13 protein-coding genes are annotated in these 15,768 nt (G+C 61.4%); 7 read left to right on the forward strand and 6 right to left on the reverse strand.

Annotation, left to right across the window (positions count from 1 at the left end):
• The first annotated feature begins 34 nt into the window (after positions 1-34).
• Genes QFZ23_RS10090 through dhaK form a run of 4 tightly spaced genes read left to right on the forward strand, consistent with a single transcriptional unit; the run spans position 35 to position 3,345 of the window.
• Positions 35-895 carry a class II fructose-bisphosphate aldolase gene (locus QFZ23_RS10090; RefSeq protein ID WP_306922616.1) on the forward strand — a complete coding sequence of 287 codons (861 nt, stop codon included), beginning with the start codon at positions 35-37 and terminating at the stop codon, positions 893-895.
• Positions 796-1,683 (forward strand): HAD-IA family hydrolase, encoded by an 888-nt coding sequence (locus tag QFZ23_RS10095; RefSeq protein WP_306922617.1) that lies wholly within the window; start codon positions 796-798, stop codon positions 1,681-1,683. Before QFZ23_RS10090 ends, QFZ23_RS10095 begins: the two co-directional genes overlap by 100 nt.
• Entirely contained in the window at positions 1,680-2,318 is a 639-nt protein-coding gene (gene dhaL / locus QFZ23_RS10100; protein ID WP_306922620.1) for a dihydroxyacetone kinase subunit DhaL, read from the forward strand. Before QFZ23_RS10095 ends, dhaL begins: the two co-directional genes overlap by 4 nt.
• A 19-nt stretch (positions 2,319-2,337) precedes the next feature.
• A complete protein-coding gene (gene dhaK / locus QFZ23_RS10105; protein ID WP_373427867.1) occupies positions 2,338-3,345 on the forward strand; it encodes a dihydroxyacetone kinase subunit DhaK in 1,008 nt (335 codons plus the stop codon).
• Positions 3,346-4,854: 1,509 nt separating this feature from the next.
• On the opposite strand, the gene QFZ23_RS10110 is transcribed toward dhaK, so the two are convergent.
• Positions 4,855-5,181 carry a histone-like nucleoid-structuring protein Lsr2 gene (locus tag QFZ23_RS10110; RefSeq protein ID WP_306926790.1) on the reverse strand — a complete coding sequence of 109 codons (327 nt, stop codon included), beginning with the start codon at positions 5,179-5,181 and terminating at the stop codon, positions 4,855-4,857.
• Positions 5,182-5,783: 602 nt separating this feature from the next.
• Between QFZ23_RS10110 and cspE the strand changes: the two genes are divergently transcribed.
• Complete coding sequence (gene cspE, locus QFZ23_RS10115; RefSeq protein ID WP_104046164.1) at positions 5,784-5,987, forward strand: transcription antiterminator/RNA stability regulator CspE; 204 nt, start codon at positions 5,784-5,786, stop codon at positions 5,985-5,987.
• A 1,538-nt stretch (positions 5,988-7,525) separates the two neighbouring features.
• Entirely contained in the window at positions 7,526-7,822 is a 297-nt protein-coding gene (locus QFZ23_RS10120) for a DUF488 family protein (protein WP_306922622.1), read from the forward strand.
• 1,265 nt (positions 7,823-9,087) lie between these two features.
• Here the strand turns inward: QFZ23_RS10120 and QFZ23_RS10125 are convergent.
• The 4 genes from QFZ23_RS10125 to QFZ23_RS10140 are packed head-to-tail and all read right to left on the reverse strand — an operon-like array spanning position 9,088 to position 14,273.
• The gene (locus tag QFZ23_RS10125) at positions 9,088-10,317 is read right to left on the reverse strand and encodes an acyl-CoA dehydrogenase family protein (RefSeq protein ID WP_306922623.1); all 1,230 of its coding nucleotides are present in this window, start codon (positions 10,315-10,317) and stop codon (positions 9,088-9,090) included.
• Between the two features lie 34 nt (positions 10,318-10,351).
• The gene (locus QFZ23_RS10130) at positions 10,352-11,920 is read right to left on the reverse strand and encodes a class I adenylate-forming enzyme family protein (protein ID WP_306922625.1); all 1,569 of its coding nucleotides are present in this window, start codon (positions 11,918-11,920) and stop codon (positions 10,352-10,354) included.
• 15 nt (positions 11,921-11,935) lie between these two features.
• Complete coding sequence (locus QFZ23_RS10135) at positions 11,936-13,405, reverse strand: aldehyde dehydrogenase (protein ID WP_306922626.1); 1,470 nt, start codon at positions 13,403-13,405, stop codon at positions 11,936-11,938.
• 10 nt (positions 13,406-13,415) lie between these two features.
• On the reverse strand, positions 13,416-14,273 hold the full coding sequence (locus QFZ23_RS10140; protein ID WP_306922628.1) for a p-hydroxycinnamoyl CoA hydratase/lyase: 858 nt from the start codon (positions 14,271-14,273) through the stop codon (positions 13,416-13,418).
• A 132-nt stretch (positions 14,274-14,405) separates the two neighbouring features.
• Here QFZ23_RS10140 and QFZ23_RS10145 point away from each other — a divergent pair, with 132 nt between their 5' ends.
• Positions 14,406-14,897, forward strand: a complete 492-nt coding sequence (locus QFZ23_RS10145; protein ID WP_306922630.1) for a MarR family winged helix-turn-helix transcriptional regulator — start codon at positions 14,406-14,408, stop codon at positions 14,895-14,897.
• Positions 14,898-14,930: 33 nt separating this feature from the next.
• Here QFZ23_RS10145 and QFZ23_RS10150 read toward each other — a convergent pair whose 3' ends face one another.
• A complete protein-coding gene (locus QFZ23_RS10150) occupies positions 14,931-15,737 on the reverse strand; it encodes an IclR family transcriptional regulator (protein ID WP_306922632.1) in 807 nt (268 codons plus the stop codon).
• Between the last annotated feature and the right edge of the window lie 31 nt (positions 15,738-15,768).

Raw genomic sequence — 15,768 nt, forward strand, 5'->3', positions numbered from 1 at the left:
GCACCGCGATGACCACAACGACAAAGGAGTTTTCATGGCAGTTGTTTCACTGAAGGAAATCGTGGACCACGCCTTCAAGGAACGGTACGGTGTTCCGGCCATCAATGTTTTCAACGACCTCACGCTCGAATCCGTCCTGGCGGGCGCCGTGGAGGCCAACTCCCCGGTCATCGTCCAAACCTCAGTCAAGACCGTCCGGACGATCGGTGCAGATGTTCTGTTCCATATGTGGGAAGCCATGACTGCCGGAATCGAGGTTCCGGTGGCGTTGCATCTTGACCACTGTCCCGACAGGGCCGTCATCACCGAGTGCCTGCGCCGGGGCTGGAACTCGGTCCTCTTCGATGCCTCGGAACTCCCGGTTGAGGAAAACCTGCGCCAGACCATCGAGGTTGTCGCAGAAGCGCGCAGCTTCGGAGCACATGTGGAGGGCGAGATTGAATCCATCACCGGCGTCGAAGACGGCGTCGGCTCGGACGCGGAGTCCGCCCGCCAGCCCCTCCAGGTAGCGCTGGATTTCATTCGCCGGACCGGCGTGGACGTCTTCGCTCCGGCCATCGGCAACGCCCACGGCAAGTACAAGACCGAGCCTGTGCTGGACTACCAGCGGGTGAGCGACATCGTAGCGGCGGTACCACTCCCCATAGCCCTGCACGGAGGCAGCGGTCTCACCGATGCACAGTTCAGTGACCTCATCGCCCGCGGCTGCGCCAAGGTCAACATCTCCACTGCACTCAAAGTCGACTACATGCGCTCCAGCCTGGAATTCCTTAAAAGCGCCGAGCAGGCCGACAAATGGGACCCGCCGTCGTTGTTCAAAAAGGTCGGCGCAGACGTGAAGGACATGACCATCGGGCTGGCCAAGCAGTTCGGCAGCGCCGGACGGGCGTGGTGAGCATGCCCGCATTGATCTTTGACTGCGATGGCGTCCTGGCGGACACCGAGCGCTTTGGCCATCTGCCGGCCTTCAACCGGGCTTTCGCCGAATTCGGGCTGCCGGTCCGCTGGACCGAGTCCGACTACGCGGAAAAATTGACCATCGGGGGAGGCAAGGAACGCATGGCGAGCCTCCTGACGCCGCAATTCGTGGCGGCGAACTCCCTGCCATCCGATGCCGACGGTCAGAAGTCATTACTGGCTGCCTGGCATCAGGCCAAGACCGCTTACTACACAGAGGCCGTCGAACAAGGGCTGATGCCTGGCCGGCCCGGCATCGTACGCATAGTTGACGCAGCGCACGCGGCCGGCTGGCAACTTGCTGTCGCTTCGACATCGGCAGAGCCCGCCGTCCGGGCCGTGCTGGAGCATGTTGTCGGCGCGGATCGTACCTCCTGGTTTTCAGTCTTTGCCGGCGACGTTGTGCCGCGCAAGAAACCGGCACCGGACATTTACGATATGGCGGTCACGGAGCTGGGTGCCGACGCGGCAGAAACCGTGGTGATTGAAGACAGCCGGAACGGGCTGTTGGCCGCTCTGGCCGCGGGCCTTAAAACCGTCGTAACCGTCAGCAGCTACACCGCAAACGAGGATTTCGAAGGGGCCGCCCTGGTGGTTTCGTCACTGGGTGACCCCACCGAACCGGCGCGGTCGCTCAGCGACCCATGGCGCATCATGCCCCCAGGTGAAGTGAACCTCGAAACGCTCAAAGCAATTCTCTATTCCACGGAGGTACCCGCACCATGACGACCCAAAGTTTCGCCGACACCGAATACATCGTCAAAACCATAGCCACGACGGCCGTCGCCAAGGAGAAAGAGTTCTGCGACCTGGATGCGGCGGCCGGTGACGGCGACTTCGGCTATTCCTTGGCCCGGGGCTTCGAGACTGTCCTTGCCGAGTGGGACACCTTCGACCGGTCGGACATCGGCACGTTCCTGCAGAAAATCGCCATGTTGATGTCCGCCCGCATCGGCGGAACATCCGGCCCCATCTGGGGCACCGCCTTCTTGCGGGCCGCCTCAGTCGCCAAGGGCCGGGACACCCTTACCGGCGACGTCGTGGTAGCCATGCTGCGCGCCTCAATTGAAGGGATCATGGCCCGAGGCGGAGCCGCAGTCGGTGACAAGACGCTACTGGACGCCATGGTCCCCGTCGCCGATGCCCTCGAACAGGCCAGCCATGACCGCGCCGACGCGGCAACCGCAGTGGAAATCGCCGCAAAAACCGCCCGCGCCGCCGCCGAAGCCACCAGCACGCTCATCGCCCGCCGCGGCCGCGCCAGCTACAGCGGGGAGCGCAGCATCGGCTCCCCTGACGCGGGAGCGATGGCCATAGCCATCATTCTGGAAAACATCAACACCGGATTCCGGGACCGTTAGTCCCCAACCTCACAACGAAGTGGAGCATGCCTTGAAAAAATTCGTCAACGACCCCAAGAACTTTGTCCCGGAAATGCTCAAGGGCATCGCCCTGGCAAACCCAGATACCCTCAGCTATGTTCCCGAATATAACCTCATCATGCGCAAGGATGCGCCCAGTCAGGACAAAGTCACCATCATCCAAGGCTCCGGCTCCGGACACGAACCCGCCCATGTGATGACCGTCGGTAAAGGGATGCTGGACGGCGCCTGCCCCGGCGATGTCTTTGCCGCCCCGCCGGCCCACTATGTGTACGAGACCACCAAGATGCTGGCCTCATCCAAGGGCGTGCTGCTGCTGGTGAACAACTACACCGGCGACAAGATGGCGTTCGAGATGGCCCAGGAAATGGCCGAATCAGACGGTCTCCGGGTCAAGACCCTGTTCATCAACGATGATGTCGCGGTAGAAGATTCCACCTACACCGTGGGACGCCGCGGCGTGGCCGGTAACTTTTTCGTCATGAAGGCAGTAGGCGCCGCCGCCGAAGCGGGGGCCGAACTGGAAGAGCTAATCCGGATTGGCAAAAAAGTCAACGCCAGAACCCGCACCATGGGGGTTGCCCTGACCTCCTGCACCCCACCGTCCAAAGGCTCGCCTCTATTTGAACTGGGCGAGGATGAAATCGAAGTCGGTGTCGGGATCCACGGTGAACCCGGACGCCGTCGCGCACAGCTTACGGCGGCCGATGACATCATTGACGAGCTGCTCGACACGGTAATCAGGGACCTTCCCTTCAGAGCCGGCGACAAGGTGGCGCTGATGATCAACGGGCTCGGTGGTACGCCCGTCAGCGAGCTTTACGTACTTTACGGCCGGGCGCATAAACGGCTGGCTGACCAGGGCATGACCGTCGGCCGTAGCTACGTAGGAGAATACTGCACATCCCTGGACATGGCAGGCGCATCCCTGACCCTCGTACATCTCGACAAGGAGATCGAGGAACTACTGGCAGCGCCGGCGGAAATCGCCGCCCGGATTTTCTAGCCAAAGTGATAACCGACTCGGAAACGCCTTAGTTCGTGGCCTTACAAGCCGACCCCGTGACGCTCAAGTAGCAGCCAAAACGCACGCTGATGAGCGGTGTTGCTGCGGGTTGCCCGCTTCGCCGCCAGGACGGCCAAGGCAGCAGGCCGAGTGCTGCCATGATGGCGCCCACGAGAAAGTTCCGGTGGTGCCGAGAGGGGATTCGAGTACTTCGCCGGCGACCGAGGACGCGACGGCGATCCCGCCGTTGAACGCGGCGACCGCCAGTGCAGCGGCGAATGGAATAGAGGAGATGTTGGCTGCGCCCCGCGAGAGCAGAGCTACTGCTTGGGGGCGCTCCGTTCCACTCCGCCCTGTCTCGCACATTTCTGAGTGTCCGACGGGCCGTCCTGAACACCGGCATAAGCTACCGCCGGGTCGGCTGTGACCGGCATGCTGGCCCGATTGTCTTTGGCACTTCCAAAGGCCGACGCACAAACCGGTAAGGTATCTATCCGGAATCGGGACTCAAGTGTCCTAATCCCATCTAAGTTGGCCCACGAAACCCCGAAAACTCGCGGTTAGGCCAACTGTAGATTTTCCCCGATTTGTCTCACTACAGTTGGCCCAAAACGTAGAATCGCAGCAAGTGCCGATCACGCCAGGTCTCCGGAAATACGCGGGTTACGGGTGGTCCACCTGAAGTGAGACAGAAACTATTAATGGTCCATCTGTAATGAGACTGGGCCACTCTAGATGAGACAGGACATCAAGGCCGGATCTAGCGGTATCTGGCTGAGAATGTCCGGTCTCATTCAACCTGTCAGTCCTGACGTGGGAACTGACAGGTTGGATGAGACGAAGAATGGCCTGGTCTGTCTCATCGAAGGTGTCAGTTCCGTATTGATGCCGGTGGCCGAGCCAAGGTCCTCTAAACCCGCAATTCTCGCAGCCGTTCAGCCGCTTCGCGCGATGCCATCGGCCCACGCCTGCCGGATTCCGGCCTGACCCACCGCAAAACTGCCCAACGAGGTGCCTCAAAACAGCCAATGCCGGTCTATCTGCACTGACACCTGCGTAAGACTCACGTCACGAATCCGTAGGCTGACAGGTTCGATGAGAAAACTGACAATAAATTGAGACCGGACAGAGAACCAGACGCCAATAATCGACCCTCCATCAACTCAGGTTGACGGAATATCCGCTATCAGCCCTCGTTGGGGGCGATGTAGAAGGCCACCGATACAACGACGGCTGAAGACGGCGAGCCCGCCCGGCCAGCCGCGCTGATAAAGATACCGGCCGCCACCCCCGAGGCAATAGCGTCTTGGCGAGTTTGGTCGGAAAAACGGTAGCGGATGGCATCGGGGGAGTAACGCCAAGAGTCGCGCAGGGACTAGCCCCAAATCGAGGGTAATGCACAGGTTACTTTCGCTTATCGCGCGTGGCAGCTTCGGATAACGTGCTGCAGCAAAAAAATCAGGCTCGGAGATCCATTTGGATTCCGAGCCTGATTGTACGTCTATGGGGCTAATGCGCAGCCAGGTACTTCTCGACGATGTCGGCCTGGATTCGGCCACGAGTATTGACCTGGAGGCCGTTATCTATTGCCCACATCCGAATAGCTTTGGCGTCAGTACCGGTACCGCTGGATTTGCGAGCCACCGGCCGGCTGCGGCCGCCAGTAACTTTGCGGGCCGCATTGGTGTAGCGGCTTAGAGCGCTACGGAGTTCGTTAGCGTGGTCGGCGTTAAGGTCTATCTCATATTCCGTGCCGTCGACGGAGAAGTTTAGGGTCTCGCTCGCTTCTGAGCCGTCGAGATCATCTTCAAGTACCACTACTGTTTTCCGCATGATAGTAGGTTATCAGCTTACTTAGCACCTACGAGAAGGTAGCCCCTTACAAGCCACCGCCGACCAGCGTGGCTAAAAACAAGACGTGCCCACTAGTTGTTATTGCGCTGATTCGGTTGCGCTGAGCGCGCCTTGCGTAGAAGCGAAAATTCGCTGGTGCGGCGATGGGAGCCCGGCGGTTAGTAGCCGTCTGGTGCTCGCATGAGATCGGTCCCTTCCTGCCCTCGGCGCCCTACACGCGAAGCCCTTGGACGACACCGGCGCAACAGCACTCATCGTGTTTGGACGCTGATAACCACTCTTTCGTCAAGCTATTGTCCGCGGCGGGGGAGGTCACGCCGTCTTCCCGTAAGACAGCGAGGCCTGAAGGGGCGGGTTGCGTGGAAGAATCCGAGGCTGGGATCGCGGTTGGACAGGAGTGGATCCCAGAGGCTCGCGTGGAGCGGTTGACTACGCCGTGGGCAGTGGGGCAGACCGCTTCATCCAGGTTCCGCTTTGACCGATCTGTTGCCCGCACCGGCACTGACACATAGGCTCAACATGTGAGTGGCGGGGACGGCAGTCCGACAAGCGGATCCGGCCCGCGACCCGTGAAGGAAAAAAGCATGGCAACAGGTACGGTCAAGTGGTTCAACGCCGAAAAGGGCTTCGGATTCATCGCCCCCGACGACGGAAGCGCTGACGTGTTCGCACACTTTTCAGCAATCGCATCCAGCGGTTACCGCTCCCTGGACGAGAACCAGAAGGTTCAGTTCGACGTCACCCAGGGCCCTAAGGGTCCGCAGGCGGAGAACATCCAGCCGCTCTAAGTGGTTCTCAGGAAGCTGGCCGGCTGCAAACCGGCCAGCTTCTCTGTTTTCACGCAGCCCCGTTGCCGCACGCATAGCGGCACGACCACAAGGGAGGCCCGCCAGCCAAACGGCAACCGTTCTGAATGTCCAGCAATTCCATAACGGCAGCAGCGGCGGGTCTGGGCACCCACATCCAGACCCACTGTCGCCCCTACCTCCTGAGTTCGGACTCCTTGCCTGCCTCGGGGGAACAGCACAGGACAGCGAAATGCTCTATCAGGTTCAGTAACCGCTTCGAGCCCTTCAACGGCTCACACGTTTCGGCCTTTGCACGGCCCGGAGCCCCTACTCCCGAGTGATTTCGGAACGCCGATAGTGAAGATTCCGTCGTGCTGGAAGGCGCGGGGCTGTTCCGTGCTAAATAGAGCGGAGTCTTGGTCATGCTCTCTTCTCCTGTCTGCGCCCATGAGATGGTCGAAGGGAGGTCGCAACGCTATGAGGTTCACTGCATCCGAGTCCTCGGCTTGGTCCGCACATTACTGCTCGGCGCATTTCGTGAGTCGGATTCCGGCTGAGCCTGGGAACGTCGTCTCGTCGCAGTTGGCCTGCGCGGCTGCTGGTGGTGGAGAGGGATTCCCAGTGCCGCAAAAGGATCGTCACACTCGGATGCGGTGGGGCTCAAAATGCTCACAAAAGAGGGTGTGGACAGTGTCCACACCCTGGGCTTCGGATTCGGTTGTACCGACCTCGGACTGGGCCGGATTCGGGATGTTTTCGGGGAAGTGGCGGATTATCAGGGGGAGCGGCTGGTTCGAGTCCCACCTCGGGCACGTGTTTTCCCTGTTCAGGGGCATTTAGGCCTCTGAGTGTGGACATTTTGTTCACTTGTGGCCCCTTCGGGGGCCTTTTTCATTGGTGGCCGTTGGTGTGGCCGGGTGCCTCCTTTTGTGCTTGGAGCGACGGTTCGTTGCTCGCTACCAGTTCATGGACGCAGCTGGTTGGGGCAACATGACCTGAGAAGAATTCCGGTTGGGTTTCTTTTCTGGGTCGTTGGTTGTCCACTGGATTCTCCTTCGCGGCTGGTTTTGGCTGATCTGCTTCTTCATGGTGGGTCCGGGGGAGTGCGACATGACTTGTGCCGTGTTGTTTGGGATCGGTTCTCCCGGACGGCCCGGGGGCTGTCCGAGACGACAGGTCGGCCAGCGAATGTTGCCTTACGCTGGAGCGCATGATGCTCACCCCTCTTCTTCCCTGGATCCAGGGATTTTTCCGTTCATAGCTGTTCATGATTGCCGTCGGCGCCGAGTGCATGACGTAGTGGACTTGTCCCGACTCTCCTGAACTGGGGGGGCCGCTGTTCGGCTGGTCTTTCATTCCTGTTCATGGCCAGCTTGCTGAATGGCTGCATGACCGGATGAGGAGACGCCGAACCCAACTGGCCATGAGCTGTGACGGCGGTAGGCTCGAACCCATGAGGTCCGAATCTACGATCCTGCTCACCGTGGGGCACGGGGCCTCCAGCGAGGAGGGCTTCCGGAACTTGCTGCAGGCAGCGGATGTTGCTTCCGTCGTCGATGTGCGGATCGGCCCCGGGCAGTCGGAAGCATCCGCACTTTGGCAAAGATCGGTTGGCGCTGGCCGAGGTGCTGGCGGAAGCAGCAGAACGGCGGACGGCCATCATGTGCAGCGAAACGGTCTGGTGGCGCTGTCACCGGCGGCTGATTGCCGACCACGCGCTGCTTCTCGATGGAGCGAAACCCGTGCACTTGGCCGGCCGAATGTCGACCCATCAGCCGACCGGCGGCGTGCGGGCTGCGGGGGACCGGCTCATCTATGACGTTGTTACCTGCTGACCGCCGATCCCGTGGTGAGTATGCAGACAGTCGCCGGCAATAGTGCCCTGTCATGTTGAGACCGAGGAGGTTCCCTAGCCGCCGTCAGAATAGAGACGGATCGACCCTACTCAGCCCTGCAGGTTCATGCCTGACGTCAGGTTGGGGTTCATTCCAACCGGATAGGAGGGTCCGCCGCACTACGCCTGTTCCCGGTCTGTACATAGTGTCGGGCCTTCGGCGTGATTGCGGGATATCTCTTTGCGAAGCTTACTGATGGGCAGTGGCACCCCCGCAGCCAATGATGCCGGGCCAAAAGCCAGGGCGGCCTGTCCCCCATGCGTGCCGTACTTGCAGTTTCAACACGACCTAGGGTCGACTACTGACCGTTTCACATTTGTAGTGGAGTCCAATCCAGGGTGATGCGGTCAGCTCGTAGTCGGGGGAGTGTTCTGGAGCTTCTTCATTCCTGGTCTCACTCGTCGTCTCAGTAGACACTTCATTGCCTTCCGTCGGAGGAGTGAGGCCTGGGCTGGGACTCCTCAATTGGTGTTGATTCCATCGTCTGTCGGCGGTGGGCTTTCAGGAGGGCCATGTTCGTTGAACGAACATCACTGCTTTGGGGTCAATCACGTCTCGCGACGGTGCACCCGTGGGCTGCCATTACGGCTCTCCGCTGAAGGCGGCGATTGGCGATCTTGCTCGCCGCCCTTTAGGGCCGTAGTTACGGCGCCGCATAGCCCCACGGGCCGAAGACGGGAGGTTCAATGGGTTGGGGCGGAACCGACACCCGAATTTCGGGTTGGTTATTGCGATTGGCCGCTTGGGCTGAAGAGCGGGGATCCTCCGCAGATGTCACCCATGGCTAGCTGAAGGCGGACCCGAACGTGGACACCTGCTGGCGCATCTGGGCGGATCGCTTCTGATCGGATCGCGCTGCAGGTCCTCACCAGTTGCAGCTGGTACGGCTGGATCCAAACTTCGTAACCGTCCTGTTTGTCGAGCAAAACGCGGCTGTCCACACCCTCGGGTGATAACCAAAGCATTTGCGAATCAGGGGTGGCTGCGTCGACAATTCCGTTTCGGACAAAGGCACCATATCGGCGGACTTCTACGGTGGCAGAGGGCAATCGGTACCAATCGTCAACTCTGAATCTCGTCACCGTGATTCCCTTTCTCTGTGAGAGTTTGCGGCAATATGTTCATTGATACGTCGGCGATTGTGTTCGCCTCGCTGTCACGGGCCTCGTCGCCGTGCGGCTGCGGACGGTCTCCTGTGCGGCTTGTTATCGTGTGAATGCGCTGCGGCCGGTGATGGCTCTGCCGACGACCAGGGTGTTGATTTCCTTTGTGCCCTCGTAGGTGTAGATGGCTTCGGCGTCGGCGAAGAATCGACCGACGTCGTTTGACAGGAGGATGCCGTTGCCTCCGGCGATTTCCCTGGCCGAGGCTACGGTTTCGCGCATACGCGAGCAGGCCCAGGCCTTGGCCATCGCGGAGTCCTGGTCCCGGTAGACGCCCTGGTCCTGCTGCTGGGAGAGTCTGACAACCATGCCGAGTGAGGCGATGGTGTTGCCGAGCATGCCGACGAGTTTGTCCTGGACCATCTGGAATCCGGAGATGGGCCTGCCGAACTGTTCGCGGTCCCCGGCATACTTCAGTGCTGCTTCGTAGGCTCCTGCCTGCACACCGGCGGCGAACCATGCCACGCCGGAACGCATGGAGCGGAGCAGGTCGGCGACGTCGGCGAAGGAATTGATGCGCGCCAGCCTGAACTCTTCGGTTATCTCCACGTTGTCCAGTGAGATGTCTGAGTTCTGGACCATGCGCAGCGACATCTTGCCGCCGATGGTTTTCATGGTGACACCGGGGGCATCTGTTTTCACGAGGAAGGCTTTGATTTGGCCGTCGGCGACATCGCGGGCTAGGACGGCGAGGTAGTCGGCGAAGACAGCGTTTCCGATCCAGCGCTTTTCCCCGTTGATGACCCAGTTGTTCCCGCTTCTGCGGGCGGACGTTGTTAGTCCGCCGGCGATATCGGATCCGTGCTCTGGCTCGGTGAGGGCGAACACGCCGGTCATTTCGAAGGAATCGATGAGTGGCAGCCAGGTCTGGGCCTGGTCCTCGCTGCCGCCACGCAGCACGGTTGTCCGGAAGAGCCCGGACTGGCCGTTGTAGTACGTTGCCAGCGAGGCGTCCGTGCGGGCCAGTTCAAAGTTGCGGAAGCCTTCGTACAGTGACCGTGGTTTTGTGCCGCCGACGGTGAGGGATGCCGGGGTGATGAGGTCCAGCGCCGCCAGGGGCTTGATGAGTTGGGCGGGGAACTCGCCCCGCTCCCAGTAGTCGGCAAGCAGGGGTTTGGCTTCTGTTTCGAGGAATGCACGAAGTTTGAGGAGTTCTCCTTGCTCGGCATCGGTGAGCAGCGCTTCGTAGTTCATGGGATCGCACTCGCCGTAAAGGCGGGTCCGGAGAGTTGTTTTCTCGGACTGCGCGGTTTCGTGGGTGGCTGCGGTCATCGTGTTTCCTTCTGCATTCCTGGTTGGTTTGTGGTTAGGGGTTGTCCGGCGGGAGGATGCGCAGTTCGCGCCGGAGTAGTTTTCCGACAGGGCTGCGGGGCAGTTCTTCCCTTCGTTCAATCTGGCGCGGGAGTTTGAACCTGGCCAGATGAGGGCGGAGGTATTCCTGGAGCTCCTTGAGTTCAACGTTGGACTCGGAGACGATCACGGCGGTGATGACTTCACCCCACAACGGGTCGGGTCGGCCAATCACCGCAGCGTCCAGAATGCCGGGGTAGCTGGCAATCAGGTGTTCAATTTCTGCCGGGTCAACGTTCTCTCCGCCGGTAATAATGATTTCCTTCGAGCGGCCGGTGATGCAGAGATCACCGTCGGCATCAATCAGGCCCCTGTCGCCGGTAATGAGCCAGCCATCGACGAAGGCTGCGTCGGTTGCTTTGGCGTCCCGCCAGTAAGTCGATGCCGTGTGTGGTCCGCGGACCAGGATTTCGCCGATTTCCCCTGGCGGGAGGTCGGTTCCGTCCGAGGAGACAATGCGGACGTCCGTCAGCAGGGCTGGCGTTCCGGATGATTCTGCTTTGCCGGAGGCGTCGGTCCGCCGCCTGAAGCTGATGGAGGGCCCAGCCTCGGTCATTCCATAGGAGGCCAGCACGGGGACGTTCCGCGCAGACCAGAGGGCGACGAGTTCCGGTGGTATAGGTGCCCCGCCGCCGAGGATCCAGCGGAGGCTGGAGGTATCCGCTTGGGCGAAGCCGGGACTTTGAGCCATCAGGGTCAGCATTGAGGGAACGGCGAACATGGTGGTAATTCCGTATTCGCTGATCTGTTCGAGGCAGCGGGTTGCGTCGAACTTGCTGTCAATGATTACGCTGCCGCCCTTGTGCAGGGTCGCGACGGCAATCGTGTTCAGTGCGGCAATGTGGGAGAGCGGGGTGTTCACCAGTGTCACGTCGTCGCTGGCGATGTCCAGCCCCAGGAGGGTGTTGACACCGTTGAAGAACAGCGCGCTGTGGGTGAGGACGACGCCCTTGGGGTGCCCGGCGGTGCCTGATGTGTAGATGATGATGGCGGGGCTGTCGGCCTCCGGCCGGATTTCTCCGGCTTCCGCGCCGGTGTTGAGTGGAAGGGATGGAAGCCCGTGGCGGGATTGGGCTTCGAGTTGGATGATGCTGACGGCGGTGTCCGTTCCGACGGCTTCCAGAACCGTCGGAACGGAGCGTTCCGATACCAGGATTGTTGTTGCGGAGAGATCGCGGAGGATGAACTTCACATCCGCGGCGGGAGCTGCAATCCCTATCGGGGTGAAGACTGCGCCGATGCGTGAACATGCATAGAGCGCGATGAGTATTTCGGGGCGGTTCTCGCTGACGCAGACCACTCTGTCGCCTGGTCGGACGCCTTGGGACGTCAGGAACGCGGCTGCCGCATGGATCCGTTCGAGCAGTTCCCCGTAGGTGATGCGCGCCCCGTCGTGGATGATGGCGGTGCGCAGGGGCTGTCGGAGCGCCCGGCGCTCCACCAGCTCCCCGTATCTCAGCCCGGGGAACTGGCCCGTTTCCTGCCCGTGCAGGGCAGGGCTGTCGGAAGCTCCGGCAATACTCACAAGTGTCTCCATTGACTAGATAGGGTAGTGGCGTTCTTCGGTTGAAACGGTGATCCACCGCAGTTCGGTGAATTCTTCCAGGGAAGCTGCGGAACCGAAGCGCCCGAAGCCGCTGGACTTTACTCCGCCGAAAGGCATCTGTGCCTCATCGTGGACGGTGGCTCCGTTGATGTGGCAAATGCCGGACTGAATGCGTCGCGCCAGCCCCATTCCGCGGCTGACGTCGCTGGTGAACAGGGCCGCGGCCAGACCGTACTCCGAGTCGTTTGCAACTTCAATGGCTTCGTCGGCGCCGTCAACCTCAATGATCGGCGCCAGCGGGCCGAAGGACTCCTCGGTGTAGATCCTGGCGGCCTTGGTGACACCTGTGAGGACTGTTGCGGGGAAGTACAGCCCGTCGGCTTCGCCGCCTGTAAGGACTGTTGCACCCTTTTCGACAGCGTCGCGAACCAGAGCGGTGACGTGTTCGACGGATGCCTCGTGAACCAGCGGGCCGAGCTGTGTTGCGGGTTCTCCGGGATCGCCTACGACCAGCTTGGCGGCCCGCTCGGCCAGCAACTGGCTGAACTCCGCTGCGACGGCCTTGTCCACGATGATCCGTTCGGTGGACATGCAGATTTGGCCCTGGTTCATGAACGCCCCGAAGGATGCGGCTGCAGCGGCGGCCTCCAGGTCTGCGTCTTTGAGCACGATGAACGGGGCTTTGCCGCCCAGCTCCATGACGGAGCGCTTCAGGTGCCTGCCGGCCTTTTCGGCAATGATCCGGCCAACCTTCGTGGACCCGGTGAAGTTGATGACCCGGACCGCTTTATGGGTGACCAGGGCGTCGACGACGTCGGCGGCGTCTTCGGGTGCGTTGGTGATCAGGTTGGCCACGCCGGCCGGCAGGCCGGCGTCGATCAGGCATTCGATGATCGCGGAGTGTGTCGCCGGAGTCTCTTCGGAGGCTTTCAGTACCACGGTGTTCCCGAACGCCAACGGCATGGCCACAGCGCGCACTCCAAGGATCAGCGGCGCGTTCCACGGGGCGATACCGACAACGACGCCGACGGGTTCACGTACAGCCGTCGCGGAGAGTCCTGGCACGTCTGAAGGGATAACCTGGCCGACCGTCGAGTAGACCTGGGCGGCGGCTTCGCGGAGCATGTTGGCGGCGAGCATGGCGTTGAAGTGGCACCATGCAGCTGCAGCTCCCATTTCCTTACCCATGACAGCAGCGATGTCGTGGCTGCGCTCGGTCAGCAGCGTTGCTGCTGCCTCCAGGATCTTTCGGCGCTGGGCTGGCGGGGTGGCGGCCCATACCGGAGCGGCGGCAGCTGCAGCGTCGACGGCACGCTCGGCATCGGCTCGTCCAGCCGCCGCGACGGTAGCCACCGTCGCCCCGGTCAAGCGCTGGATCTTGTTAAAGTAGCGTCCGCTGGCGGGATCGGCGGCCTCGCCGGCGATCCTGAGAGGGACTCTGACAATGTCTGTTGTTGTGGTCATCACGGGCTGCTTACTCTGCGGTCGCGGTGGTGTAGGTGCCCAGGCCGGGCCGGTAGGTCTTCTCGTCCAGGAACTGCGTCATGCCCTGTTCCCTGGCGTCGGTGTCGAACAGGATGGCCTGGTCGTGCTTGGCGTACAGGAAGTCTTCAGCAGTTTCCCAAGACATGAGCCGGGAGTGCCGGAAGCCCATCTTGGTACCGCGGACCACCCACTGGCTGAGGCTCGTCAGCTGCTTGGCCAGCGCAATGGTGCGTTCGCGCAGTTGATCGGCCGGGACGGCCTCGTTGACCAGCCGCATCTGGGAGGCCCGGCGGCCATCGAACTGTTCGCCGGTCATGATGTAGTACATCGCGTCCCGGGTCGGGATGGTCTCGGCCAGGGCCCGGGTCACCAGGTTGCCGGGAGTGACGCCCCAGTTCACTTCGGAAAGGCCGAAGGTTGCATCTTCGGCGGCAATGGCCAAGTCGCAGGAAACCAGGGGCACAAATGCGCCACCGAAGCACCAGCCGCTGACCATGGCGATGGTCGGCTTGGGGTAGCTGAGCAGTTTGCGGTACTGCCAGTTCGTCCCCTCGGTGCGGACCTTGTTCTGTATTGAACGGGGCTTGCCGTCCGTTTCGCGGAAATACTCCTTCAGGTCCATCCCCGCGGACCAGGACTCTTCGGTTCCGGTCAGGACTAGGACTGCGCACCTGTCGTCCGTTTCGAGGTATTCGAGCGTGGCGTACATTTCACGGTTCAGCGTCGGATTCATTGCATTGCGCTTTTCCGGGCGGTTGAAGCGGACCCAGGCGATGCGGTTCTCGTCGAACTCGACGAGAACGGTGTTGCCCCAAGGCTCCTGGGGCGTGGTGTTTTCAACTGTCATGACAATCCTTCAGCGGAATGAGTGGGTGGATGTGGTCCCGGATTCGGCCCATCACAGGATGCGTCGGGCTCCGGAATGAATATCAGTGTTTCTGATACAAGAGATATCAGTCATTCTGATAAGCTGTCAACCATGTCTGCAGAAGTTTCCGGCGCCGGCCGTCCCGGGGAGCACGTTACTGACGAACCGCACGCCCGTGTGACCTATCTGGTGAAGCGCCTGGAGTCGGCGGTCCGGCGGGACCTGGATGCGATCATGCAGGAACAGGGGCTGACCACGCCGCAATACGCCGCCCTGAGTATTTTGCGGAGAAGTCCGGGCCTTTCATCGGCTCAGCTGGCCCGCCGGTCTTTCGTCACAGCTCAGTCGATGCAGGTAATGGTCGCCTCTTTCGAGCGCAGTGGTTTCATCGAGCGGCGTGCCGATGCGGGGCATCAGCGGATTCTGCGTAACTTCCTCACGGCTGCGGGCGAGGCTGTCCTTGCACGCAGCGAGGAAGCCGCTGACCGAATCGAGAAGCAGATGCTCGCCGGGCTCAGTGATGCCCAGATCAGGCGCCTGCGCGAAACGATGGAGGCCTGCGTCCAGAATCTTTTGGCCGACGGCCCTGAACCGCTGCGGTAGGCGTGCTGCGGCGGCTATCCTGCCCTATACCGTCTAGCTCCCTGCCTGCCGGTGCAAACGGGGGCTGATGGTGGTGGCGGCGTGGCTGCCGGCGAGGGCGTGGGAGAGTCCGCGCGCGGCCATCTGCACGAGGAGTTTCATCTCTTTCAGGTCCCTGGCCCCTGGTGAACTCAGGAGTGACACCGCAGCGATGCCCACTTCCGGCGGACCGAACACGGGGGCCGCGCAGGAAACTGATCCCGGGGTCAATTCGTTCTCTGACGTGGCCACGCCATCGTTCCTGATGCGGTCCAGTTCCAGACGAAGGACCTCCGGGTCGGTATGTGTATTCGTTGTGTAACGGGCCAAGGGTGAAGCCAGCACGGCGTCCCGGATCTCAGGTTCGGCGTATGCCAGCAAGACCTTTCCGGAGGAGCTGGCGTGAAGCGGCAGCCTGCCCCCGGCCCGGCCGGCTGCGGGCACTCCGCGGGTTCCGGCGATCCGCTCTATCAAAAGAGCATCAGTGCCGTCCATGACGGCGATTAGCACATGCGCCTTCGTCGTTTCCCAGAGGCTTTGGAGGAATGGCATGGCCGCCTCCCTCAGGCCGTAGCTGCGGTTGGACCTTGCCGCTATCTCCCAGAGCCTGACTCCGATGGCATAGCCGCCGCCGGATGTGCGCTCGAGGCCGCCCCAGGTGACCATGTCCTGGATGAGGCGATGGACCGTGCTGGTGGGCAGGGCCGTGAAACGTGCGATGTCGGACATCGACAGCACCGTGCGCTCCCCGGCGAAGGCGTCCAGAACGAGAAAAATTTTTGCGGACACCGACTGCCCGGGAGTTGAGCTGTTGCCCGCCATTGGACGCTCCTTACATGTCAGAGGCTCTTAT

This window comes from Arthrobacter globiformis, assembly GCF_030818015.1.
GTDB classification, from domain to species: Bacteria; Actinomycetota; Actinomycetes; order Actinomycetales; family Micrococcaceae; genus Arthrobacter; species Arthrobacter globiformis_C.

Excerpts from the sequence above, each read along its gene's own strand:
- QFZ23_RS10090 (WP_306922616.1), top strand. The coding sequence starts at position 35 with ATGGCAGTTGTTTCACTGAAGGAAATCGTGGACCACGCCTTCAAGGAA.
- QFZ23_RS10095 (WP_306922617.1), top strand. The coding sequence starts at position 796 with ATGGGACCCGCCGTCGTTGTTCAAAAAGGTCGGCGCAGACGTGAAGGA.
- dhaL (WP_306922620.1), top strand. The coding sequence starts at position 1,680 with ATGACGACCCAAAGTTTCGCCGACACCGAATACATCGTCAAAACCATA.
- cspE (WP_104046164.1), top strand. The coding sequence starts at position 5,784 with ATGGCAACAGGTACGGTCAAGTGGTTCAACGCCGAAAAGGGCTTCGGA.
- QFZ23_RS10120 (WP_306922622.1), top strand. The coding sequence starts at position 7,526 with ATGTTGCTTCCGTCGTCGATGTGCGGATCGGCCCCGGGCAGTCGGAAG.
- QFZ23_RS10125 (WP_306922623.1), bottom strand. The coding sequence starts at position 10,317 with ATGACCGCAGCCACCCACGAAACCGCGCAGTCCGAGAAAACAACTCTC.
- QFZ23_RS10135 (WP_306922626.1), bottom strand. The coding sequence starts at position 13,405 with ATGACCACAACAACAGACATTGTCAGAGTCCCTCTCAGGATCGCCGGC.
- QFZ23_RS10140 (WP_306922628.1), bottom strand. The coding sequence starts at position 14,273 with ATGACAGTTGAAAACACCACGCCCCAGGAGCCTTGGGGCAACACCGTT.
- QFZ23_RS10145 (WP_306922630.1), top strand. The coding sequence starts at position 14,406 with ATGTCTGCAGAAGTTTCCGGCGCCGGCCGTCCCGGGGAGCACGTTACT.
- QFZ23_RS10150 (WP_306922632.1), bottom strand. The coding sequence starts at position 15,737 with ATGGCGGGCAACAGCTCAACTCCCGGGCAGTCGGTGTCCGCAAAAATT.